The 23188-nt window shown below is 75.8% G+C and carries 19 protein-coding genes and 3 riboswitches; of the genes, 17 read left to right on the top strand and 2 right to left on the bottom strand.

All coding sequences use genetic code 11. The annotated features are described in order from the left end of the window. Positions 1–4 precede the first annotated feature (4 nt). Positions 5–1279, top strand: coding sequence for a deoxyguanosinetriphosphate triphosphohydrolase (locus CCE01nite_RS15945; protein ID WP_034634443.1), 1275 nt, complete (start codon positions 5–7; stop codon positions 1277–1279). A 140-nt stretch (positions 1280–1419) separates the two neighbouring features. Beyond that, positions 1420–3759 carry a DNA primase gene (gene dnaG, locus CCE01nite_RS22205; protein ID WP_141372666.1) on the top strand — a complete coding sequence of 780 codons (2340 nt, stop codon included), beginning with the start codon at positions 1420–1422 and terminating at the stop codon, positions 3757–3759. A gap of 63 nt (positions 3760–3822) precedes the next feature. Here the strand turns inward: dnaG and CCE01nite_RS15935 are convergent, their stop codons facing one another. Next, entirely contained in the window at positions 3823–4620 is a 798-nt protein-coding gene (locus CCE01nite_RS15935) for a transglutaminase-like domain-containing protein (protein ID WP_034633905.1), read from the bottom strand. A 148-nt stretch (positions 4621–4768) separates the two neighbouring features. Here CCE01nite_RS15935 and CCE01nite_RS15930 point away from each other — a divergent pair, with 148 nt between their 5' ends. The 14 genes from CCE01nite_RS15930 (at position 4769) to CCE01nite_RS15865 (ending at position 20751) form a co-directional block, all read left to right on the top strand. After that, entirely contained in the window at positions 4769–5779 is a 1011-nt protein-coding gene (locus CCE01nite_RS15930) for an LLM class flavin-dependent oxidoreductase (protein ID WP_246056606.1), read from the top strand. 286 nt (positions 5780–6065) lie between these two features. Next, the gene (locus CCE01nite_RS15925) at positions 6066–6944 is read left to right on the top strand and encodes a hypothetical protein (protein ID WP_141372665.1); all 879 of its coding nucleotides are present in this window, start codon (positions 6066–6068) and stop codon (positions 6942–6944) included. A gap of 155 nt (positions 6945–7099) precedes the next feature. Further along, positions 7100–7306 (top strand): SOS response-associated peptidase family protein, encoded by a 207-nt coding sequence (locus CCE01nite_RS15920; protein ID WP_084142897.1) that lies wholly within the window; start codon positions 7100–7102, stop codon positions 7304–7306. 699 nt (positions 7307–8005) lie between these two features. Next, a riboswitch (SAM riboswitch) is annotated at positions 8006–8116 on the top strand. A 346-nt stretch (positions 8117–8462) separates the two neighbouring features. Then, on the top strand, positions 8463–9626 hold the full coding sequence (locus CCE01nite_RS15915) for an LLM class flavin-dependent oxidoreductase (protein ID WP_034633912.1): 1164 nt from the start codon (positions 8463–8465) through the stop codon (positions 9624–9626). A 5-nt stretch (positions 9627–9631) separates the two neighbouring features. After that, positions 9632–11029 carry an NtaA/DmoA family FMN-dependent monooxygenase gene (locus tag CCE01nite_RS15910; protein ID WP_034633914.1) on the top strand — a complete coding sequence of 466 codons (1398 nt, stop codon included), beginning with the start codon at positions 9632–9634 and terminating at the stop codon, positions 11027–11029. Between the two features lie 28 nt (positions 11030–11057). Further along, entirely contained in the window at positions 11058–11996 is a 939-nt protein-coding gene (locus CCE01nite_RS15905; RefSeq protein ID WP_052104387.1) for a DUF1684 domain-containing protein, read from the top strand. Then, complete coding sequence (locus CCE01nite_RS15900; protein ID WP_084142895.1) at positions 11993–12637, top strand: GNAT family N-acetyltransferase; 645 nt, start codon at positions 11993–11995, stop codon at positions 12635–12637. The genes CCE01nite_RS15905 and CCE01nite_RS15900 overlap by 4 nt, the downstream gene beginning before the upstream one ends. After that, the gene (locus tag CCE01nite_RS15895; protein ID WP_034633917.1) at positions 12634–13791 is read left to right on the top strand and encodes an amino acid ABC transporter permease; all 1158 of its coding nucleotides are present in this window, start codon (positions 12634–12636) and stop codon (positions 13789–13791) included. Before CCE01nite_RS15900 ends, CCE01nite_RS15895 begins: the two co-directional genes overlap by 4 nt. After that, on the top strand, positions 13788–14585 hold the full coding sequence (locus CCE01nite_RS15890; protein WP_052104388.1) for an amino acid ABC transporter ATP-binding protein: 798 nt from the start codon (positions 13788–13790) through the stop codon (positions 14583–14585). The genes CCE01nite_RS15895 and CCE01nite_RS15890 overlap by 4 nt, the downstream gene beginning before the upstream one ends. 77 nt (positions 14586–14662) lie before the next feature. Beyond that, positions 14663–15667, top strand: a complete 1005-nt coding sequence (locus CCE01nite_RS15885) for an ABC transporter substrate-binding protein (RefSeq protein WP_034633920.1) — start codon at positions 14663–14665, stop codon at positions 15665–15667. A gap of 88 nt (positions 15668–15755) precedes the next feature. Further along, on the top strand, positions 15756–16940 hold the full coding sequence (locus tag CCE01nite_RS15880) for an FAD-dependent oxidoreductase (protein WP_141372664.1): 1185 nt from the start codon (positions 15756–15758) through the stop codon (positions 16938–16940). A gap of 94 nt (positions 16941–17034) precedes the next feature. Next, on the top strand, positions 17035–18306 hold the full coding sequence (locus CCE01nite_RS15875) for an LLM class flavin-dependent oxidoreductase (RefSeq protein ID WP_084142460.1): 1272 nt from the start codon (positions 17035–17037) through the stop codon (positions 18304–18306). A gap of 86 nt (positions 18307–18392) precedes the next feature. Next, positions 18393–19604 (top strand): LLM class flavin-dependent oxidoreductase, encoded by a 1212-nt coding sequence (locus CCE01nite_RS15870; RefSeq protein ID WP_084142459.1) that lies wholly within the window; start codon positions 18393–18395, stop codon positions 19602–19604. A gap of 25 nt (positions 19605–19629) precedes the next feature. Further along, a complete protein-coding gene (locus CCE01nite_RS15865) occupies positions 19630–20751 on the top strand; it encodes an LLM class flavin-dependent oxidoreductase (RefSeq protein ID WP_034625164.1) in 1122 nt (373 codons plus the stop codon). 161 nt (positions 20752–20912) lie between these two features. Here CCE01nite_RS15865 and CCE01nite_RS15860 read toward each other — a convergent pair whose 3' ends face one another. Then, positions 20913–21455, bottom strand: a complete 543-nt coding sequence (locus CCE01nite_RS15860) for a flavin reductase family protein (RefSeq protein WP_034625161.1) — start codon at positions 21453–21455, stop codon at positions 20913–20915. Positions 21456–21530: 75 nt separating this feature from the next. Further along, positions 21531–21641: riboswitch (SAM riboswitch) on the bottom strand. A gap of 182 nt (positions 21642–21823) precedes the next feature. Then, positions 21824–21933, top strand: a riboswitch (SAM riboswitch). A 251-nt stretch (positions 21934–22184) separates the two neighbouring features. Here CCE01nite_RS15860 and CCE01nite_RS15855 point away from each other — a divergent pair. Then, entirely contained in the window at positions 22185–23186 is a 1002-nt protein-coding gene (locus CCE01nite_RS15855; RefSeq protein ID WP_034625158.1) for an ABC transporter permease, read from the top strand. Positions 23187–23188: the final 2 nt, after the last annotated feature.

The raw sequence follows: 23188 nt of genomic DNA, 5'->3' as shown, positions 1-23188 counted from the left end.
GCGCGTGAGCGCGCAGACCCTGACCGACGGCTACACCGAGGTCGACCGCGCCCGCTGGGTCACGGAGGCACCGAAGTCCCGCGCCCGGACCCCGTTCGAGCGGGACCGGGCCCGGCTCGTGCACTCCTCGGCGCTGCGCCGGCTCGGCGCCAAGACCCAGGTGCTCGGCCCGGCGTCCGACGACTTCGTCCGCACCCGCCTGACGCACACCCTCGAGGTCGCGCAGGTCGGCCGGGAGATCGGCAAGGCGCTCGGCTGCGACCCCGACGTCGTCGACACCGCGTGCCTCGCGCACGACCTGGGGCACCCGCCGTTCGGGCACAACGGCGAGCGCGCGCTCGCGGAGCTCGCCCGGAACATCGGCGGCTTCGAGGGCAACGCGCAGACCCTGCGCCTGCTGACCCGGCTCGAGCCGAAGGTCGTCGGGCCGGACGGCACCGCGGTCGGCCTCAACCTCACGCGCGCGAGCCTCGACGCGTCGGTCAAGTACCCGTGGGCGTTCGGCGAGGGGCCGCTGCTGAGCGACGGCCGCCCGACGCACAAGTTCGGGGTCTACCAGGACGACCTGCCGGTGTTCGCCTGGCTGCGCGCCGACGCCCCCGGCGCCCGCAAGTGCCTCGAGGCGCAGGTCATGGACCTCGCGGACGACATCTCCTACTCGGTGCACGACGTCGAGGACGCCGTCGTGGGCGGCCGCCTCGACCTCCGGGTGCTGACGGACGACGACGAGCGGGCCCGCGTCCTGCAGGCCGTCGACGCCTGGTACGGCGACGCGATCGGGCCCGACGAGCTCGCCGACGCGATGGACCGGCTCAACGAGGCGGACCTGTGGGCGCAGGGCTTCGACGGGTCCCGCGGCGCGCTCGCGCACCTCAAGGACGCCACGAGCCAGCTCATCGGGCGGTTCGCCGGCGCCGCGCACGCCGCGACGCGCGCCCAGTACGGCCCCGGGCCGCTGACCCGCTACGCCGCCGACCTCGTCGTCCCCGTCGAGACGCAGGCCGAGATCCTCGTGCTCAAGGGCCTCGCGGTCGCCTACGTGATGGCCCCGCGCGAGCTCGAGCCGCTCTACCACCGCCAGCGCGAGATCCTCGTCGACCTCGTGCGCGTGCTCTCCGACCGCGCGCCGCTCGCGCTCGAGCCGCCCTTCGCCGCCGACTGGGCCGCGGCCGCCGACGACGCCGCCCGGCTGCGGGTCGTGATCGACCAGGTCGCCTCGCTGACCGACGTCTCGGCCGCCGAGGTGCACGCGCGCCTGGTCCACCCGCCGCGGCACTGAGCGCGCGCCGGGGTCCCGGCCGCCGTCGCCACCGGGCGCCGGCCACGGGCGTGCTGCGGCTCGGTGGGGGCTCTCGCGGAGGCCGGGTGACGTCCCGCGCGCGGGCCGGCTGCGCCCTGCGCCGGACCTAGGATTGCCCCGTGGCGGGACGCATCAAGCGGGAGGACGTGCAGGCCGTCCGCGAGCGTGCCCGGATCGAGGACGTCGTCGGCGAGCACGTCACGCTCAAGTCCGCGGGCGTCGGCTCGATGAAGGGCCTGTGCCCGTTCCACGACGAGCGCTCGCCGTCCTTCCACGTGCGCCCCCAGGTCGGCCTGTGGCACTGCTTCGGGTGCTCCGAGGGCGGCGACGTCATCTCGTTCGTGCAGAAGATCGACGGGCTGCCGTTCGCCGAGGCCGTCGAGTACCTCGCGGGGCGCGTCGGGATCCAGCTGCGCTACGAGGACGGTGGCGCGCCGCGACCCGGCGAGGAGCCCGGCCGCCGCCAGCGGCTGCTCGAGGCCCACCGGGTCGCCGCGACCTACTTCTCCGAGCAGCTCGCGACGCCCGGCGCCGCGGCCGCGCGCACGTTCCTCGCCGAGCGCGGGTTCGACCGCGCCGCCGCCGAGCAGTTCGGCGTCGGGTACGCCCCGCAGGGCTGGGACGCGCTGCTGCGCCACCTGCGCGGACGCGGGTTCACCGAGGCCGAGCTCAAGGCCACCGGCCTGATGAGCGAGGGCAACCGCGGGCTGTACGACCGGTTCCGCGGGCGGCTCGTGTGGCCCATCCGCGAGGTCACCGGCGACACCGTGGGCTTCGGGGCGCGCAAGCTCTACGAGGACGACCAGGGGCCCAAGTACCTCAACACCCCCGAGACCGCGCTCTACAAGAAGTCGCAGGTCCTCTACGGCATCGACCTCGCCAAGCGCGAGATCGCCAAGACCAAGCGCGTCGTGGTCGTCGAGGGCTACACCGACGTCATGGCGATGCACCTGTCCGGCGAGGGGACCGCCGTCGCCACGTGCGGCACGGCGTTCGGCAGCGACCACGCGCGCGTCGTCCGGCGGCTCGTCGGCGACACCGGGGCCGGCGGCGGCGTGCAGCTCGCGTCCGGGGCCTCGGTCGGCGGCGAGATCATCTTCACGTTCGACGGCGACGCGGCGGGGCAGAAGGCCGCGATGCGCGCGTTCGGGGAGGACCAGACGTTCTCCGCGCAGACGTTCGTGGCGGTCGAGCCGAGCGGCATGGACCCGTGCGAGCTGCGTCAGGCGCAGGGACCCGACGCGGTGCGGGGGCTCGTCGAGGCGCGCCAGCCGCTGTTCGAGTTCGTCATCCGCACGACTCTGCGCTCGTTCGACCTCGAGCGCGCCGAGGGGCGGGTCAACGCGCTGCGCGCCGCCGTCCCCGTCGTCGCCGGGATCCGCGACCGCGGGCTGCGCCTGGAGTACGCGCGCCTGCTCGCCGGCTGGCTCGGGATGGACGAGGACACGGTGCGCCACGCGGTCGGCTCGGCCGTCCGGTCGGGGCCCGCCGCGCGCCCGGGCAGCGGCGGCGCACCCCGGCGCGAGGGGGACGGGCGCGCGCCCGGCGGTGACGACCGTGGCTCGGCGCGCGACGGCGGGCGGCCCGGTGGCGCGGGCGGCCCCGGTGGACCGCGCTGGGCCGGCAACGGTGACGGACCCCGCTGGCAGGGCGGGGCGGGCGGTCAGGGTGGGGGAGCACGACGGGACGGCGCACGGCCCGGTGGGGGCGGGCGCGACGACCGCGGCGGCTGGTCGGGGCGGTCCGACGGCCCGCGCCGGCCCGGGCAGGACCGCGGCGGGCGCCCGGGCGGACGGTCCGACCGGTTCGGGGACGACCGGTACAAGAACGACCGGTACAGCAACGACCGGTACGGCGACGACCCCTACCGCGACGACCCGGGACCGGCCGAGCCGTGGGACGACGGCGGCGCGGGCGGCGACGCCGGAGCGCCGCAGGCCACCGGTGCGCGGCTCTCGCGCCCGGACCCGCGCGACCCCGTGGTCCGCACCGAGCGCACCGCGCTCGAGGTCGTGCTGCAGTACCCGCACCTCGTCCCGCCGGACTTCGACGACCTCGGCGCCGACGCGTTCAGCGTGCCCGCGTACCGGGCGGTGCACGAGGCGGTCCGCGCGGCGGGCGGGATGGTGTCCGCGCGCGAGCTCGTCGCGGCGAGCGCGAGCGGCTCGTCGAGCTCGTGGGTCGAGGCGGTGAGCGAGCAGGCGTCGTCGATGGTCGTCCCGCTCGTCACCGAGCTCGCCGTCGCGCCGCTGCCCGAGGACCGGCCCGACGCGCTCGCGTCCTACGTCCGCGACGTCGTCGGCAAGGTCGTCGAGCTCGGGGTGACGCGCGCGATCGCCGACCTCAAGGGCCGGCTCCAGCGGATGGACTCCGCGAGCGACCCCGAGGGCTACCAGCGGGTCTTCGCCGAGCTCATCGCGCTCGAGAGCCGGCGGCGGATGCTGCGCGAGAGCGCCTGACGCCGGTCCGGCGATGGGTGCCGGGCGGTCGGTGCCGCGGCGGCCCGAGCCCCCGCGCCCGGGTCAGCGCAGGACGGTCAGGGTGTGCCCGTCGTCCGTCGGCAGGTCGCCCTGCGACGTCGCGGTGACGGTCAGCGCCCGCAGGTTCACCGCCCCGTGGTAGTTCGACAGGAACGCGGTGTCCGTCGCGTCGCGTCCCGTCGCGATCCGGAGCATCGTCGACCGCGGTGCCAGCCCGGTCGCGTCGACGAGCAGCCACGCGCCGTCCACGTACGCCTCGACGACCGCGTGGAAGTCCATCGGCCGCAGGCCCGGGGCGTACACCGACGCGAGACGCGCCGGGACGTCCTTGGCGCGCAGCAGCGCCGCCGTCACGTGGGCGAAGTCGCGGCAGACCCCGCGCCGCTTGAGCAGCGTGTCCGTCGCGCCGTCGGTCGGTGAGCTCGACCCCGAGACGTACGACAGGTTGCCGCGCACCCAGGTGACCACCGCGTCGAGCAGGTCCACGCCCGCCAGCCCGCGGAACTGGTCGCGGGAGAACGCGAGCAGGCGGTCCGACTCGGCGTACCGGCTCGGCCGCACGTACTCGACGAGGTCCGCGTCGACGACCGTGGGCGGCTCGGCGTGGCCCGCGACGGTCGCCCGGTAGTCGATCGCGACGCGGCCCACGGGGGCGTGCACGCGGTGCAGGCGCGCGCCCTGGTGCGACTTGATCTCGAGCGCGTCGAGCGGCCCGTCGTCGTGCGTCACCGTGAGGTGCTCGGTGCGGTCGTAGGCGCCGTCCGCGACGGCGACGGCGAGGTAGAGCTCGGCGGGTCCGCGCACGTCGAGGGACAGGTGCGAGGTGACGGTGCGCAGCACGGACGTGGGTCCTCTCGGGGGGTCTCGGGGGGTGTGCCGAGCGGAGATCGGGGGCGGTGCACGTGAAGTGTGAGGCCGCGCGGACGTTTGCGCCAGTGCCCTCCCCGGGGTCGCCGGACGGGCCCGCCGGCGTGCCAGGATCACCCCTGTGACCTCCTCCGACGAGACCGCCCGCGACGCCGCGGCGAGCACCCCGGCGCGTGCGCGGGACGACGCCCGCGCGGTCGGCGTGATGCTGCCCCGCGACCTTCCCGCCGAGGGCTTCGTGCGCTTTGCCCGGCGCGCCGAGGAGCTCGGCTTCGACGAGCTCTGGGTCGTCGAGGACCTCGAGTTCCGCGGTGGGATCGCCCAGGCCGGGGTCGCGCTCGCGGTCACGGAGAGCATCCGCGTCGGCATCGGGATCCTGCCGGCCGCGGCCCGCAACGTCGCGTTCGCCGCGATGGAGGTCGGCACGCTCGCCGAGCTCTTCCCCGGGCGCCTCGACGTGGGGGTCGGGCACGGGATGCCCGGGTGGATGCGCCAGGTGGGGGCGTGGCCCGCGAGCCCGCTCACGCTGCTCGACGAGCACCTCGTCGCGCTGCGCGCGCTCCTGCGCGGTGAGCGGCTCGACGCCCACGGGCGCCACGTCGACGTCGCGGGCGTGCGGCTGTCCTCGCCGCCGCCCGTCGTCCCGCGGCTGCTCGCCGGCGTGCGCGGACCGCGCTCGCTCGCCCTCGCGGGCCGGGTCGCCGACGGCACCGTGCTGGCCGAGCCGGTGACGCCCGAGTATGTCGCCGAGGCCCGGGCGCACATCGGGCCCACGGGGGAGCACCGGATCGTCGGCTACGCGGTCGCGGCCGTCGACGCCGACGGGGGTGCGGCACGGGCGGCCGTGCGTCCTGGGCTCGCGGCGATCGGCGGGGCGGACTGGGTGCCGCACCTCGCGCCGCTGCCGTTCGCGGCCGACTTCGCTGCGCTGCGGGACGCCTGCGCGTCCGGTGCGGAGCTCGCGCAGCGGATGCCCGACGCGTGGGTCGACCAGCTCGCGGTGACCGGGACCCCGGAGCAGGCGCGGGCCCGGGTCGCCGCGCTGCACGACGCGGGCGTGGCGTCGATGGTGCTGATCCCCGTGGGCGAGGACCCGTTCGCGGCGCTCGACTCGCTCGCGCGGGTGCTGTGACGGGTGGGCGCGGGCGGCGACGGCCTGCGTCGTGCGGGTCGGGCGCACCACCCCGAGGTCGCCTGCTCCCCTGAAGCTCGAGCGCGTCGGGCGCTCGCGACGATCGTCCGCGACGTCGACCCCGAGAGGTCCGCGCGAAGATCTCAAGTCTCACCCTGACGCACCGATGGACGGGTGACAAGCGTGACGGCGACGCCGACCACGTGCGACCCGTCGGCCCCGTCGAGGACGTGTGTGGCGCACCGGGGGTGCGACGGTGGTCACGGCACCGAGAGACGGGGACGCCATGAGCACTGACGACACCACCACGCAGGACGTGAGCCGCCGCAGGCTGCTCCGGATGGGTGGCTTCGCGGTCGCAGGGGCAGCCGCGGCGACGGCACTGGGATCGGCGCCCGCCTCCGCGGCGGCCGGTGACCCGGTTCTCGCCGGACGCGCGACCGACGCCGGCACCGCCGGGACGCGGCTCACGACGGCGAGCACCGAGCCGACCCTCTCGCTCGCGAACTCCGCGGGCGCCCACCTGCGCCTCGAGCCGTCGGACCCCGCCGGGTGGACCCCCCAGGTCGGTGAGATCAAGAACACCGCCGCGGGGCCGCTCATCGGCCTGGACCGCGACGGCACGGGGGTCGAGCAGGGCTACCTCGTGACGAACCTCGACCTCCAGGACCTCGTCTCGTACCTGCCGATGATCTACGCGCCTGCGCCCAAGCGTGTGCTCGACACCCGGCATGCTGTGCGGCGGGTGTCGATCGTCGCGCAGACGCCGGGGGCGGTCGACTCGCTCGGTCGACTCGTCGCCGGCGGAGTCATCGACGTCGCACTCGACTCAGCGACGGGTGACCTCGACGTGGCGAGCGTCTTCCTCAACGTGACGGTGACCGGGCCCGTCGGCGCGGGCCACATCACCCTGTTCCCCTACGGGGTCGCGCGGCCCACGACCTCGACGCTCAACTACGTCACCAACCAGACCGTCGCGAACTCCGCCGTCACGGCCGTCGGGCTCTTCGAGGGCCGGCCGACGCTCCGGGTCTTCTCGCCCACCACGACGCACGTCATCATCGACGTGACCGCCGTCTACGGTTCGTTCCCGGTGACGTCGGCCGACGGCTCGACGACCGCGCAAAGCCCCCTGCTGCCGGACCTGCGCACCAGCGGGACCTGACGCCTCGACGGCTCACAGCTGCGCTGCGGGGACCACGACGACATCTGCGTCGCGATGCTGGGCCCGTCGGTCACCCCGTGCTCGCCGCCGGCGGTCGCGCGGAACGCCGGCGTGCGCGACGCGCGGAGCGCCGCCCCGTGCGCGAGGGTGGTCGCATGTGTGGCAGGTACGCGAGCGCGCGCCGGGACGCCGACATCGCGGGCGCCCTGGCCGTGCAGGAGATCGTCGACGAGGAGACCGCGCCGTCGTGGAACGTCGCGCCGCAGCAGGACATCTGTGTCGTGCTCGAGCGCACCCCGCGTGGTGCGCCCGAGGACGCCGAGCCGGTCCGCCAGCTGCGGCGCGTGCGCTGGGGGTGTTGACCGGACTGAGCAGCGACACGCGGCCGCAGCAGCGCCGACGCGAACTCCCTGGCACTAGACCGTTCTCGACAGGTCAGGCTGCTCGAGGAGGACTCCGGTGCACGGTTCGGCTGCACGAGACCTTCGAACGCTGACGCTCCCGTGTTGGGGCGCAGTCATCAACGTGGCCGGCCCGTCGCCGTGGCTCGTCGTTGATGCTGTAGGCCGTCCCGTAGAACCCGTTGAGCATTTCCTCATCGAGTTCACTTCCCGAGGGAACCGCCCCGGGAGCGTGCGCAGCTGCGCCTACGACCTCCTGCGGTGGTGGCGCTGGCTCAGCGCCGTACGTGTCGAGTGGGACAAGGCGACTCCCGACGACGGGCGCGAGTACTCGCTGTGGCTCCGGTCGGCCGTCAAGCCCGGTGCGGACGGACGCACGTCGTCCGTCGCCACGGCTGGAACGGTCAACCCCGTCACCCCGAAGCAGTACCTGGACGACCGGTACCAACCGCGGACCGTGCGGCACGCGAACGCCGTGCTCCGAGCCTTCTACGAGCACTGGGACGACCCCGCGACCCCGGACGCCACGACGCGCCCGGGGTCGCGTCGCCGTGCCCGCGGCCGTGGACACGACGTCCAGCATCTGAGCATTTCCGCGAAACAGTTGACCGCTCACGTGACGGTGCTAGTTTCCCCGCACCGCAGTCCCCGGACCGCGGTGGTCATGAGCTCCAGCGCGTAGCCCCGGCTGGCTGGACGGCAACCCTCCGCACGGCGGGGTGCCCCGGGTGAGGACCTGGTCGTGAGCGGCGACGCCCACGGCAACGATGCGCGACCGGACCGGCACGGTGCCGGTCGGATGAAGGAGACGACGAGATGAGCGGGCGACCCACCGCCGCCGGACCGGACGTGCGACCGCGCACGTCCTGTTGTCCGCCGGGTGGCAGCCGCGCGCTCACCTGCTGTCGCAGCGCGCTCGTCTGAGCACGGCTCTCCTCGTGACCGGGCGGCACTGACCGCCCGCACCCCTCCCGCTGACACGTCACGGGCACCTCGCTGCCCGTCGCGACGTGCCACCGCGCGCCCTCGCGTGCTCAGCGGTCGACCCGTACGCCCCTCGGTCCGCGCCCCACCGGCGTGCCCGCCGGCGTGCCCGCACCCGCAGAACGGAACGCCCATGCCTCGCCCCGACCCCACCGCGAACCCGCCCGTGCACCTGGGGCTCGACCTGTCCGACGCCGGCGCGCACCCCGCCGCGTGGCGCACGGTCGGCTCCGAGGCCCGCCGGCTGTTCGACCCCGAGCGGCTCGTCGAGCTCGTCGAGACCGCCCAGCGTGGTGCGCTCGACTTCGTCCTGCTCGACGACGCGTTCGCGCTCCAGCCGAGCCGCGACACGACGCTGCGCGGACGCCTCGACGCGGTGCTCGTGGCCGCGCGACTCGCACCGCGCTCGCGCGGCATCGGGCTCGTCGCGACCGTCGACACGACGCACACCGAGCCGTTCCACGTCTCGAAGGCGATCCAGACGGTCGACCACGCGAGCGGCGGCCGGGCGGCGTGGCAGGTCGGCTGGTCCACGACCGACGAGGTCGCGGCGGCGTTCGGACGCAAGCCCGCGCAGAGCGAGGCCGACGCGGTCGCGGAGGCAGACGAGGCGGTCGAGATCGTGCGCCGGCTCTGGGACAGCTGGGAGGACGACGCCGAGATCCGCGACGTCGCGACGCACCGGTTCGTGGACCGCTCCAAGCTGCACTACGTCGACCACGACGGCATCCACTTCGCCGTGAAGGGCCCGTCGATCACGCCGCGCTCGCCGCAGGGGCAGCCGCCGGTCGTCGTGCGCGCGCAGTCGCCCGCCTCCCTCGCGCTGGCCGCCCGGCACGCCGACGTCGTGCGCATCCGGGCCACGAGCCAGTCCGACGCGGCCGCCCGGCGCGCCGAGGTCCGCGCGGCCGCCGCCGAGGCCGGGCGCGACCCCGGGTCCCTGCGCGTGCTCGTCGACGCGCTCGTGGTCCTCGGCCCCGACGAGGCGAGCGCCCAGGCGCGCCTCGACCTGCTCCAGTCGCTCGAGGGCACGCGCTGGGAGACCGGCTCGTTCGCGCACGTCGGCACGGCCCGCGGGCTCGCCCAGCTCGTGCAGGACTGGACCGAGACCGGGGCGGCCGACGGCTTCACGCTGCGCCCCGCGTCGCTGCACACCGACGTCGCCCAGATCGTCGACGAGGTCGTCCCGCGGCTGCGCGCCGGCGGGCTCTTCCGCTCCGCGTACCCCGGCACGACGTTCCGCGACACGCTGAACCTGCGCCGGCCCGCGAACCGCTTCTCCGCTGCGATCGCGTGACCGCGATGACGAAGGGGCCCCGCAAGCAGATCCACCTCGGCATCCACTTCCCGGGCGTCAACAGCACGACCGTCTGGACCGACCCCCGCTCGGGCAGCCAGATCGACTTCGCGTCGTTCGAGCACCTCGCGCGGCGGGCCGAGGCGGCGAAGCTCGACTTCTTCTTCCTCGCGGAGGGCCTGCGGCTGCGCGAGCACAAGGGGCTCATCCACGACCTCGACGTCGTCGGGCGACCCGACACGCTGCCGGTGCTGGCCGCGCTCGCGGCGGTGACCGAGCGGCTCGGGCTCGCGGGGACGATCAGCACGACCTTCAACGAGCCGTGGGAGCTCGCGCGGCAGTTCGCCACGCTCGACATCCTCTCGGGCGGCCGTGCGGCGTGGAACCTCGTGACGTCGCCGGACGCGTTCACGGGCGCCAACTTCCGGCGCGGCGGGTTCCTGCCCTACGCCGAGCGCTACGAGCGTGCCGCGGAGCTCGTCGAGGTCGCGCGGGCCCTGTGGGACTCGTGGGACGACGACGCGGTGGTCGCGGACACCGAGGCCGGCGTGTTCCTGCGCCCGGGCGCGGTGCACCCCGTCGAGCACCACGGGCGCCACTTCGACGTGCGCGGAGAGTTCACGACGCCGCGCGGGCCGCAGGGCCACCCGGTGCTGTTCCAGGCGGGCGACTCGCCCGAGGGCCGGGACTTCGCGGCCCGGACCGCCGACGTCATCTTCTCGATGCACTCGACGTTCGAGGCGGGACAGGCGTTCTACCGGGACGTCGCCACGCGCCTCGAGGCCGCGGGACGCCCCGCGGGTTCCCTCAAGATCCTGCCCGCGACGACCGTCGTGCTCGGGGACACCGACGCCGAGGCCCGCGAGCGCGCGCGGGAGATCCGGCTCCAGCAGGTGCCGGGGCCGACCGCGATCGCCTTCCTCGAGCAGGTCTGGGGCACGGACCTCACCGCGTACGACCCCGAGGGCCCGCTGCCGGACGTCGAGCCGGACCCGCAGGCCGACGGCATCACGCGGGGGCGGGTCCGGCACGTCAAGGACCCCCGCCCCGTCGTGGCCGAGTGGCGCGCGCGGGCGGCGGCGAACGGCTGGTCCATCCGCGAGCTCGTCATCGAGGTCACGTCGCGCGGGTCGTTCGTCGGGACCGCGCAGCACGTGGCGGACGAGCTCGACCGCTTCGTGCAGGCCGACGCGAGCGACGGCTTCATCCTCGTGCCGCACCTGACGCCCGGCGGGCTCGACGACGTGCTCGACCGGGTCGTCCCGCTGCTGCAGGAGCGCGGCTCGTTCCGCACCGAGTACGCCGGCCCGACGCTGCGCGACCACCTCGGCCTCGCCCGCCCGGCCACGACCCGCCCGCGCGCGACCGACCCGGAGCGCGCCGCCGCGGCGCTCGTCGGCTGACCACCACCGCACCCCGAGAGGACCTCCCATGACGAGCACCACGACGCGACCCGGCACGACGACGGGCACGCCCCCCGACCCCGACGACCCGCGCCCCGGCGCCCCGCTCGCGTGGACCCGGTGGCGTGCTGAGCGCGAGCGGGCGCTCGCGGAGCCGCACGGCTGGCTGACCCCGGTCGCCCTGCGCTGGCTCGCGTCGCGGCCGTCGGCCGTCGAGGGGGTCCCCGGCACGTGGTGGACCGACCCGGCCGGCCACGTGCACCTGCTCGCGCAGCGCGCGGACGGGCTGGTCCTGACGGGCGCCGCCGACGCGCTCGACGGGACCGCCGACTTCGCGGTCCAGGAGGGGGGCTCGCAGGTCGTCGCGCGCTTCCGCCCGGCCGGCCGCGCGGCCGACGACCCGCGGGGCGAGCCCGCCGAGGTCGCGGTCGAGCTCGTGCGCCGGACGGGGCGCGACGCGCTGCGGCTGCGGGACGCCTGGGCGCCCGCGCGGCTCGGCTTCGACGGCGTCGCGACGTTCCCGTACGACGCCTCCTGGATCCTCGACGCCCCCGTGCGCTGGTACGACGAGCCGCAGCCGGTGACCGTCGGCGCCGCGCAGCCGCGGCTCGTGCACCACGTGACGCTCGTCGGCGAGGTGGACCTCGTGCGCGGCGGCACCGTGACGACCCTGCGGCTCACGGGCGCGCCCGGCGGCACCGACGCGACGCTGCTGCTCACCGACGAGGCGCCCGGCACCGCGCCGTGGCGCGTGCTGCACGTCGAGCGCCCGGCCGACGCGGCGACCACCGTGCGGCTCGACCTGAACCGGCTGCTCAACCTGCCGTTCGCGTTCAGCGACCACGGCACGTGCCCGGCGCCCGTCGCCGGCAACCACGTGCCGTACGCGGTCGAGGTCGGGGAGCGTGCGCCGCACCGGGTGGTCGCCGGGGCCGTGGGCGCCGCGCACGCCGAGGCCGCCCGGTGACCGCGACCACGACCCGCCCGGCGCGCGTCCCCGGCGAACCGGCAGCCGGCCGGCCCACCGGGGCGACCGGCGGGGCGAGCGCCGGAGCGGTGCGCGAGGTGCGGTCGGTGCTCCTCGACGACCCGCTCGTGCGCCCCCTCCTCGACGAGCTCGCGCACGAGTACGCGACGCGGTACGCCGAGCACTTCGGGGTCGACGCGCTGCGCGCCGAGATGGCCCGCTACCCGGCGCACGAGTTCGCGGCGCCGGACGGCGAGCTCGTCCTCGTGCTCGAGGACGGACTCCCGGTCGCCGGCGGCGCGTTCCGCCGCCGCGTCGAGCCCGAGCTCGGGGACGCCGGCCGGCTGGCCCGGGCGGACGCCCGCGCGGCGGACGCCACGCCCGTGGTCGCGACGGCCGAGCTCAAGCGCATCTGGACCGCGAGCGCGCACCGCCGCCGGGGGCTCGCGCGCGTCGTCCTCGCCGAGCTCGAGGAGCGTGCCGCGCGCGCCGGTTACGCGCGGGTCTACCTCACGACAGGACCGCGGCAGCCCGAGGCCGCCGCGCTGTACCTGCACACCGGCTACACGCCCCTGTTCGACCCGGCCGTCCAGCCGGCCGGACCGTTGCCCTTCGAGAAGTGGCTGGGAGTCACCTCATGAGCACCGTCTCGCTGCCCCAGGACGAGTCGCGCCAGCTCGCGCCGCCGCCCCCGCTGCGCCCCGACGGACCGGCGCAGGCAGGCGACGCCGCGCCCCCGACGGGCGGCGCGGCCGTCGGTCGGGCGCGCGCGGCCGCACCGGGGGCGACGTCGTTCGCGGACCTGCGCGTCGTGCCCGCCCGGCACCCCGCGCGGTGGGTCGCCACCGCCGTCGTCGCCGTGCTCGTCGCGATGGTCGTGAGCTCGCTCGTGACGAACGAGCACTGGGAGTGGGACGTCGTCGCGCAGTACCTCACGTGGCCGTCGGTGCTCGGCGGGCTGTGGGGGACCGTGCGCCTCACGGCCGCCGCGGCGGTCGTCGGCTTCGGGCTCGGCACGGTCCTCGCCCTCATGCGGCTCTCGCGCTCGCCGCTCCTGCAGTCGGTCGCGTGGTCCTACGTCTGGGTGTTCCGCTCGGTGCCGCTGATCCTGCAGCTGCTGCTCTGGTACAACCTGGCCTACCTGTACCCGACGCTGTCGTTCGGCATCCCGTTCGGGCCGGCGTTCGCCGAGGTCGGGACGCTCGACGTGATCGACAAGTTCGGCGCTGCGGTGCTCGGGCTCGGGCTCTCCCAGGCGGCGTACTCGGCCGAGATCGTCCGCGCGGGGATCCTCGGCGTCGACCAGGGCCAGCACGAGGCCGCGGCGTCGCTCGGCATCCCGCGGGCGCGCCAGCAGTGGCGCATCGTGCTCCCGCAGGCCATGCGCACGGTGGTGCCGACCTCGATCAACGAGATCATCGGCCTGGTCAAGGGCACCTCGGTGGTCTACGTGCTCGCGTACGGGGAGCTGTTCTACACCGTCGGCGTCATCTACGGCCGCAACCAGCGCGTCGTCCCGCTGCTGCTCGTCGCGGCGATCTGGTACCTCGTGCTCACGACGGTGCTGACGGTCGCGCAGTTCTACCTCGAGCGGTACTACGCCCGCGGCGCGCTGCGGACCCTGCCCCCGACGCCGCTGCAGCGCGTGCGCTGGACGTTCGCGGTGCTCGGCGCCCGCGCGACCGGCCGCCCGGTGCCGGCGAGCGTCCCGCCCGGGTTCGCCCGGGGCACCGGCACCCGTGGCCACCTCACGCGCACCACCCCGACCGCACCGACGCACGGAGACCACGGATGACCGCCGCACCCGCCCTGCCCGCGACCCGCACCGGCGTCGGGCGCATCGAGGTCCACGACGTGCACAAGAGCTACGGCACGCTCGAGGTGCTCGCGGGCATCGACCTCGACCTCGCGCCGGGCACCGTGACCGTCGTCCTGGGCCCGTCGGGCTCAGGCAAGTCGACCCTGCTGCGCGTGATCAACCACCTCGAGCGCGTCGACCGCGGGTTCGTGGCGATCGACGGCGACATCATCGGCTACCGGCGCCGGGGCGACGCGCTGCGCGAGCTCAAGGAGAAGGACGTCCTGCGCCAGCGCACGGGCATCGGCTTCGTGTTCCAGTCGTTCAACCTCTTCCCGCACCTCACGGTGCTCGAGAACCTCGTCGAGGCGCCCGTCTCCGCGCAGGGCCGCCCGCGCGCCGAGGTCGAGGTCGAGGCGCGCGCCCTGCTCGCCCGCGTCGGGCTCGCCGACAAGGCCGACGCCCGCCCGCGCCAGCTCTCGGGCGGTCAGCAGCAGCGCGTCGCGATCGCCCGGGCGCTCGCGACCCGGCCCCGCGTGCTGCTCTTCGACGAACCGACCTCCGCGCTGGACCCCGAGCTCGTCGGCGAGGTCCTCGACGTCATCGCGGACCTCGCGCGCACCGGCACGACGATGCTCGTCGTCACGCACGAGATCGGCTTCGCGCGCGGGATCGCCGACCACGTCGTGTTCATGGACGCCGGCCGCGTCGTCGAGCAGGGCCCGCCCGCGCAGGTGCTCGACGCCCCGACGCACCCCCGTACGCGCGCGTTCCTCGACAAGGTCCTCTGACCCGCGCCGCCGACACTCCACCCCCGCACCGCCCGACGCACCCCCCGCGTCACCCCACCCCCACGGAAGGCACTGCCATGACCCGCACCACCCCGGCCCGCCGCACGCGGCTCGCCGCCGCCGCGCTCACGCTCCCGCTCGTCGCCCTGCTCGCGGCGTGCGCGTCGGGCGCCGAGGCCGACGCCGAGGCAGGCAGCGACCTGGAGGCCGCGGCCGAGGCGGCAGGCCTCGAGGTCGACACGAGCCCCGAGCAGGACCGCATCCGCACGACCGAGTCCGCCGAGGCGACCGCGCTGCTGCCCGCGGCGTACCGCGACACCGAGACCCTCACGGTCGCGGTCAGTGCGTACGTCGCGCCGCTCGCGTTCCTCGCCGACGACGAGAAGACGCCGATCGGCAACGAGACCGACATCGCCCAGCTCGTCGCGGACGCGCTCGGCAAGGAGCTCGAGCTCGAGGTCAAGGCGTGGGCCGACTGGCCGCTCGCCCTGCAGTCGGGCGACGTCGACGCGGTCATCTCCAACGTGACCGTGACCGAGGAGCGCAAGGAGCTGTACGACTTCTCGTCCTACCGCACCGACGAGCTCGGCTGGCTCGTCAAGACCGGCAACGAGGAGATCACCGAGATCGACGAGCCGGCGGACGTCGCCGGCCTGACGGTCGCCGTCGGCTCGGGCACCAACCAGGAGAAGATCCTGCTCGCGTGGGACGAGGAGAACCAGGCCGCGGGCCTCGACCCGGCGACGATCGAGTACTTCGAGAACGACGGCGACACGATCCTCGCGCTGCAGAGCGGGCGCATCGACGTGTCGTTCGGCCCGAACGCCACCGCGGCGTACAAGGCGAAGGTCTCGCCGCAGGACTTCACGGTGGTCGGCACGCTCAACGGCGGCTGGCCCGCGACCGCGCAGATCGCCGCCGCGACGCTCAAGGGCAACGACCTGGCGCCCGCGTTCACCGCGGCGCTCAACCACGCGATCGAGGACGGCACCTACACCGAGGTCCTCGAGCGCTGGGGTCTCGAGGGCGAGGCCATCGCGACGTCGGAGACCAACCCGGCCGGCCTGCCGAAGACGTCATGACCCGGGCGGGCGCGACCTCGCGGCGGGGTGCGGCGGTCCTCGCCGCGGGCGCGGGCTCCGGCGCCGGCCTCAGCGGACGGGCGGCGCGATGACGACCCGCGTCGACCACGTGGTCGTCGGCGGCGGCGTGATGGGCGCCGCGGCCGCGTGGCAGCTCGCCCGCCGCGGTCGCGAGGTCGTGCTCGTCGAGCGCTTCGAGCCGGGCCACGCCCGCGGGGCGTCGCACGGCACGTCGCGCATCTACCGCACGACGTACGCGGCCGCCGAGTACCTCGACCTCGCGCGGGAGGCTCTCGGCCTCTGGCGCGAGCTCGAGGACGAGGCCGGCGTCCCCGGCGAGGTGCTGACTCTCACGGGCGGCGTGAGCCAGGGCGGACCGGAGCTGCGGGCGGTGGCCGACGCGTTCACCGCCCGCGGCGTGCCGCACGCGTGGGTCCCCGCGGCCGAGGCGGCCGAGCGCTGGCCGGGCCTGCGGTTCGAGGGCGACGTGCTGCACGAGCCCGCGACCGCCGGCCGGCTGCACGCCGACCGGGCCGTCGCGGCGCTCCTCGGCGCGGCGACGGCCCGGGGTGCGGTGGCCCGCCACCGCACCCCGGTGCACCGCGTCGAGGAGCACGGGGACGGCGTCGACGTGCACACCGCCGACGGGGTGCTGCGGGCCCGGTCGGTGGTCCTCGCGGCCGGGGCGTGGACGTCCGCGCTCGCGCCCGGTGCCGTCACGGGCGGGCTGCCGCCGCTCGTCGTCACGCAGGAGCAGCCCGCGCACTTCGGGCTGCGACCCGACGCGGCCGACGCCGCGTCGTGGCCGGTGTTCACGCACCAGCCCGCCCTCCCGCACGCGTGGCCGAGCGGGACCTACGGGCTCGTCAGCCCGCAGGACGGCGTCAAGGTCGGCTTCCACGGCGTCGGCCCGGTGACCGACCCCGACCGACGGACGTTCACCCCCGAGCCGCGGCAGCTCGCGCAGCTGCAGGAGTACGTGCGGCGGTGGGTCCCCGGGGCCGACCCCGAGCGGCTCGACCCGATCTCCTGCACGTACACCACGACCCCGGACCACGACTTCGTGCTCGACCGCCGCGGGCGCGTCGTGGTCGCCGCGGGGTTCTCGGGGCACGGGTTCAAGTTCGCACCCGCGGTCGGCCGCGTCCTCGCCGACCTCGCGAGCGAGGACCCGGGCTCGGCACCCGGAGCAGCGCCGGCCCGCTTCGCGCTCGGGCGGCTCGCCGCGGGACCCGCACCGGCCGGGCAGCCCGCAGCGGCGGCGCGCACGTGACCCGCCCACCGGGTGCCCGCGGCGCACCCCCCAGCGGCCGGCGCCCGCGCGCCGCGGCCCGCGCACCCCTGCACCAGCGACGACAGGACCACCGATGACCAGCACGACCGCCGCCCCGACGGCACCCACGGCCACCCCGACGGCACCCACGGCCGCACCCGCCGGTGCACCGGGGGGCACCCGCACGTCGTCCGGCGCGCGGCGGGTGCCGCTGTCGATCCTCGACCTCGCGACCGTGAGCGAGGGCTCGACCGGCCAGCACGCGATCCGCGCGAGCATCGACCTCGCGGTCGCCGCGGACGCGCTCGGCTACCACCGGCTCTGGTTCGCCGAGCACCACCTGGCGCCGGGCGTCGCGTCCGCCGCCCCCGCGGTGCTGGCCGCGCTCGCCGCGGACCGCACACGTCGGCTGCGCGTCGGCTCGGGCGCCATCCTGCTCAGCACCACCAGCCCGCTCGTCGCGGCCGAGCAGTTCGGCTCCGTCGCCGCGCTGCACCCGGGACGGGTCGACCTCGGCGTCGGGCGCGCGTTCAGCCCGCCGCCCGCGGACGGCACCGCGCCGCCCCCGCCGCCGCGTCCGCCCGTCGAGGCGCGCGTCGTCGACGGCCTGCCCGTCCCCGCGCCGCCGCCGGTCGACCTGAACGACTCCGCGTTCCGCGAGCGCCTCCTCGCGCAGAAGCGCGTGATCGGCGCGAGCCGGGCGCCCGCCTCGCTGCGCGACGAGCTCGAGCTCGTGCTCGGGCTGCGCGCCGGGACGTACCGCGACGCCGACGGCACCCCCTACGTGAGCCCGCCCGCCGAGGGTGCCGCGTTCGACCTGTGGGTCCTCGCATCGAGCCCCGGGGAGAGCGCGCGCGTCGCGGGCGAGCTCGGGCTGCCGCTCGCCGCCAACTACCACGTGAGCCCGTCCTCGACGCTCGAGACCGTCGCGGCGTACCGGGCGGCGTTCCGGCCCGGGGTGCTCCCCGCGCCGTACGTCCTCGTCTCCGCCGACGTGCTCGTGGCGGCCGACGACGCGCACGCGCAGCGGCTCGCGGAGCCGTTCCCGGCCTGGGTGCGCTCGATCCGCACGAGCGGCTCCGGGGCGGTCGCCTACCCGCGCCCGGGCACGACGGCGCCGTGGCACGAGCTCGACGACGCGACGCGCGCGCTCGTGCGGGACCGGGTCGACACGCGCGTCGTCGGCGGCCCGGACACCGTCGTCGAGCGGCTCGACACGCTCCAGCGCGTCACCGGCGCCGACGAGCTGCTCGTCACCACCGTCACGCACGACAAGCGCGACACCGTGCGGTCCTTCGAGCTGCTCGCGGGTGCGTGGGGGCTCTCGGCCGGTGCGCCCGCGGTCGCGGACGCGTTCGCGCGCTGAGCCCCGACCGTCCCGCACACCCCCCACGCCCCAACCCTCCAGCCCGCATCCCCGCCCGTCCCCGCCCGACCCGTCAGGAGACCCCCATGCCCGTCGAGTTCCTCGGCATCGCCACGACCAGCGACGCCTCCGAGGCCGCCGCCCGCACGACCGCACCCTTCGACACCGACTACCTCGAGCGCCTCGTGCGCGCGCACGAGGACAACGGCTGGACCCGCGTGCTCTTCGCCTACGGGTCCAGCGGACCGGAGCCCGCCGCGCTCGCGGCCTACGTCGCGGCCCGGACCGAGTCGATCGAGCTGCTGCTCGCGCACCGCCCGAACGTCTCCTACCCCACGTACGCCGCCAAGTCGTTCGCGACGCTCGACCAGCTCTCGCACGGCCGGTTCTCGGTGCACTTCATCACCGGCGGCTCCGACCACGAGCAGCAGCGCGAGGGCGACACGCTCACCAAGGACGAGCGGTACGCCCGCACCCGCGAGTACATCCGGGTCGTGAAGAAGGCGTGGGCGAGCCGCGAGCCGTTCGACCACGACGGCGAGTTCTACACGTTCCGCGACTTCGCGCTCGACGTCACCCCGTTCGATGGCCGCACGCCGACGATCTCGTTCGGCGGATCGTCGGACGCGGCCTACCGGGTCGGCGCCGCGGAGGCGGACATCTTCGCGGTCTGGGGCGAGCCGCTCGACCGCACGGCTGAGCAGATCGCGCGCATCCACCGGGAGTCCGCCGCCGCGGGCCGCGCGACCCCGCCGCGCATCCACGCGGCGTTCCGGCCGATCATCGCGCCGACCGAGGAGCAGGCGTGGGAGAAGGCGGAGCAGATCCTCGGCCGCATCGAGGCGCGCCTCGACAGCGGCGGTCTGCCCGGCCGGCGGACGCCCGGCGCCGCGCCCGAGAACGCCGGGTCGCAGCGGCTCCTCGAGATCGCCGCGCAGGGCGACCGGTTCGACACCGCGCTGTGGACGGCGACCGCGCGGGTCACCGGGGGAGCCGGCAACTCCAACGCGCTCGTCGGGACGCCCGAGACCGTCGCGCAGGCGCTGCTCGCCTACTACGACCTGGGCGTGCGCGTGATCTCGGCGCGCGGCTACGACCTGCTCGACGACGCCGCCGACTTCGGCGCGCACGTCATCCCGCTCGTGCGCGAGGGGGTCGCCGCCCGGGACGCCGCCGCGGCCGCGGCCACCCCGGACCCGCGGACCTCCGACGACGGCGCTGCCGGCGACGCCGACGGCGAGCCCGCCGGCCGCACCGACGGGTCCGACGACGGCGTGCTCGCGTCGGCGACCCGCTGACCCGGCCGCCGGCGAAGGAGGCCCCGTGCGTTTCCAGCTGCTCGACATCGTCTTCAACCCCCCGCACCCCGTGACCGGCGAGGCGGTGCCGCCCGCGGACCGCCTCGCGCGCGTCGTCGAGACCGCCGTGCTCGCCGAGGAGGTCGGGCTCGACTCGTTCGCCGTCGGCGAGCGGCACGCGGGCGACGTGCTGTCCTCGGCGCCGACCGTGATCCTCGGCGCGATCGCCGCCCGGACGTCGCGGATCCTGCTCAGCACCGGCGTCACGGTGCTCTCGCTCCTCGACCCCGTGCGCGTCGCGGAGGACCTCGCGACCGTCGACCAGCTCAGCCGGGGACGCCTCGAGATCGTCATCGGCAAGGGCAACGAGACGCTCCAGTACCCGTTGCTCGGCCTCGACATCACCAAGCAGTACGAGTACCTCGAGGAGAACTACGAGCTCCTGCGCCTGCTGCTGAGCCAGGAGGAGGTCAGCTGGTCCGGGCGCCACCGCCCCGACCTCGAGCGCGCGACGACGCTCCCGCGGCCGTTCGCCGGTCCGTTCCGGATCTGGCACGGCTCGGCGACGTCGCAGTTCGCCGTGGACCTCGCGGCGCGGTGGGGCGACCCGATCGTGAGCGCGAACGCCCTCCAGCCGCGCGAGAACTACGGCGTGCTCATCGACCGGTACCGCGAGCAGTACGCCGCGCGCGGCCACGACCCCGCGCACGCGTACGTCGGCTCGGGCTCGGGCGGGCTGTTCCTCGCCGACACGACCGAGCAGGCCATCGAGCAGTTCCGCCCGATCTACGAGGGCATGGTCGCGCGTGCCGACCTGCGCCGGCACGAGCCCGGGGCCGTCGGGAAGGTCACGAGCTTCCGCACGATCGAGGAGGCCGTCGAGCGGGGGCCCGCGCTCGTCGGGTCGCCCGAGCGCGTCGTCGAGAAGATCCTCGACTACCACGCGAGCTTCGGGCACGACCTGCAGTCGGTGTCGATCAACCACCTCCTGGAGCCCCACCACCAGGAGGACGTCCTGCGGCGCTTCGCCGAGGAGGTCGTCCCGGTCGTGCAGGCCGAGGTGTCGACCGACCTGTGGACCGAGCGCGACGACCGGCGCGCGGCGGGCTTCACCGCCGTGACCCGCACGCCCGTCGGGGCCGCCTGAGGCGGGCGGCCGGCACGTCGACGACGCCGGGTGCCGTCCTCGGGCGGCACCCGGCGTCGTCGTCCCCGCCAGCGCGAGAGCCGGGCCGGCCGGGGCGCGGGCGCACGCGTCGGCCCTGCCCTCGTCCCGGACGGGAAACGCGGGCAGGGCCGGTGCGGGGCTCAGATCGCGGTGTGGTCCCCGAGCCGGTGGTACGCGCGGTCGTGGTAGACGAGCGCCGACGCGTCGGCGTCCGTCCCGTGCTCGAGCGCCCGCAGCGCGACGAGGTAGCTGTCGCCGACCGGGGTCCGCTGGAGCACGCGCCCACGGACCCAGGAGACCGCGCCGTCGATCACCGGCTCGCCGGTCGCGAGCGCGCGCCAGCCGCCGTCGGCGAACCGGTCGACCCCGCTCGTCGCGAACCGCGCGGACACGTCGTCCTGGGCGTCCGAGAGGAAGCTCACGGCGAGAGTCGTGGCGTCGCGCAGGGCGGGCCACGAGGACGACGTCGAGGCGAGGGAGAACGCGAGCAGCGGCGGCGCGGCCGAGACCGAGATCACCGACGTCGCGGTGAAGCCCACCGGCCCGGCGGGGCCCTGGAAGGCGATCACGGCGACGCCGGCGGGGTGCCGGCGGAACACGGCCTTGTACTGCTCGGGCGAGAGCTGCGGCTCGTCCTGCTGCACGAGCAGGCGCTCGAGCTGGTCGAGCGAGCGCCCGCTCACGGAGCGACCGCCACGAGCGGGTGAGCGGCCGGCGGGGTCGGGGACGTCAGGCACATCGGGGGCTCCTCGTTCGGTGGATCACGCTTGCTCTGCCCCGCGGGGTGAGCCAGGTCTGTCCCGGGGCACCCCGCCGTGACTGGGGGTTGCCGACCAGCGAGCCGGGCCTGCGTGCTGGTGCTCGTGACCTCGGCGGAGGTATAGCAACCCGTTCGCGGCAAGCCAGCGGGTCGTGCGGAAGTTCTCACTGAGTGAGACGAGCGGCGCGGCGCGCCGTCGCGGCACGCGAGATGGCGCGTGCCGCGTCTCATTGGGTGAGAAGTTCGGCCGAAGCCATAGCGCCGGGGCGCCGGCCTGGTATTTCTCTCCCCGGTCACGAGATCCGGTTCACGAGCCCTGGCTTGCCGGACAGCAACCCTCCGTGCGGCGGGGTGCTCCAGGTGACGACCCGGCGCCGGTCCCTCCGGCGCAAGCACGGTCCCCGGCTGCGGCCGGGCACGAGCGGGAGGCGTGGCATGCGGGCACTGCACGACGCGACGCGTCGACCCGTCGTCCACCACGCCGCCCCCTGTTGTCGCTGACGTCCTGACGTCGGCGCGCGACCCCGCGCGCCCCGCGCCGCTCGCGCGCACCCGGCCCGGCCGTCCCCGCCTGCACCCAGGGAGCCCTCATGTCCTCGCGTCCTGCCCACCCGCGCCCGACCTCGGGCGCCCGCGTCCCCCGGGCCGACCGGTGACGCGGTACCTCGCCGTGCGCGTCGCGCAGGCGCTCGGCGTGCTGTGGGCCGCCTACACCGTGTCGTTCCTCGTGCTCTTCGCGCTGCCGGGCGACCCCGTCTCGGCGCTCGTCGGCGGCGACAGCTCGGACGTCACACCGGAGCAGCTCGACGCGGTGCGCGCCGAGTACGGCTTCGACCGACCGCTGCCCGCCCAGTACGTGCACCGCCTCGGGCAGGTGCTGACCGGCGACCTCGGGCGGTCGGTCGCGACCGGGCGGCCGGTCACCGAGCTGCTCGGCGAGGCCGTCGGGCCGACCGTCCAGATCGCCGCCGCGGGGCTCCTCGTCGCGCTCGTCGTCGGCGGCGGGCTGGCCGTCGGGGCGCACGCGACCCGCCACCGCGTGCTCGCGGGTCTGCTGCTCGCCCTGCCGCCCCTCGGCGTCGCGGTCCCGTCGTTCTGGTTCGGGCTCGCGCTCGTGCAGCTCTTCTCGTTCACGTTCCCCCTGTTCCCGGCCGTGGGGCAGAAGGGACCGGCCTCGCTCGTGCTGCCGGCGCTGACGCTCGCGCTACCGACCGGTGCCGTCGTCGCCCAGGTGCTGTCCGCGAGCCTGCGCCGGACGCTGCGCGAGCCGTTCGTCGACACCGCGTGGGCCAAGGGCGCCGGACCGACGCGCGTGCACCTCGGGCACGTGCTGCGCAACGCCGCGCTGCCCGCGCTGACCATGACCGGGCTCGTCGTCGGCGGGCTGCTCTCGGGCGCCGTCGTGACCGAGACCGTGTTCTCGCGCGCCGGGCTCGGGCGGCTCACCGCGACGTCGGTCGGTGCGCAGGACCTCCCCGTGGTGCAGGGCATCGTGCTGCTCGCCGCGGTCGTCTTCGTCGCCGTCAACCTCGTCGTCGACCTCGTCCACCCGGTCCTCGACCCCCGGCTGCCTACGACCGCGCGCCGCGCGGCCCGCGTGCCCGCCCCCGACCGACCGGCCGAGCTCCTCTCCGCCGCACCCGCAGGAGCGTGACC

Origin of the sequence: Cellulomonas cellasea (assembly GCF_006538745.1) — a bacterium.
Taxonomy (GTDB): Bacteria; Actinomycetota; Actinomycetes; order Actinomycetales; family Cellulomonadaceae; genus Cellulomonas_A; species Cellulomonas_A cellasea.
The sequence above is the reverse complement of the archived record's forward strand: the minus strand, read 5'-3'. Positions and strand labels throughout refer to the sequence as shown.